Source organism: Planctomonas deserti, assembly GCF_003067705.1.
GTDB classification, from domain to species: Bacteria; Actinomycetota; Actinomycetes; order Actinomycetales; family Microbacteriaceae; genus Planctomonas; species Planctomonas deserti.
The window spans coordinates 1-583 of sequence record NZ_QANL01000132.1; the positions used below are offsets into that span (position 1 = coordinate 1).

The window sequence follows — 583 nt, forward strand, 5'->3', positions numbered from 1 at the left end:
TGCTTTATACCATCTAAAGACGGAAATCTAATTTATACAAGCTACGCTTCAAGTTAACTGAAGTAGTGCTGTGCACTAGCAAGCTCTCTACAGTTTTTCTTGAAATTCTTCCTCTTTAACCAAACAAAGTATATTTTGTTCGGTGGACTAAATAAGACTTTAATCCATTAAATATAATAATTTGAAAGAAGGGAAAGCTATTAATATTAATATAACTGCAGGAGTGATAGTTCATATTAATTCGATTAATGTCGATTCTTAAGTACTTTCATACTTAACTGGACTATATCTTACCTTATATAAGGTTTCCACGTTTAGTCTCTAAGGATCCTACTGAAATATAGGGCGGTCTTTCATAACAAGCTCGCTCTGTCTATATTTGGTGGTTTCCTGCTGATAGTCCATTGTACATCCTTTAGGGTTATCACTGATAAAGCATATCTTCGTCATCTTTATAGTACCTAAAGGCTTTAGGAGTTTCCAGCATATAGTGAAATTTTACTCATAGTTTTTTTTTTAAGTTTAACGATCTCCAGTAAATTTATATCTATCTTTAAATATTTCACCTGAATTTATATAAAGT

At 31.4% G+C, this 583-nt stretch carries 1 pseudogene; it reads right to left on the reverse strand.

Going from position 1 to position 583, the window contains the following annotated elements:
• Window positions 1–159: 159 nt before the first annotated feature.
• A pseudogene (locus DAI20_RS19925) lies at window positions 160–231 on the reverse strand (cytochrome c oxidase subunit II transmembrane domain-containing protein); the annotation flags it as partial.
• Window positions 232–583 lie beyond the last annotated feature (352 nt).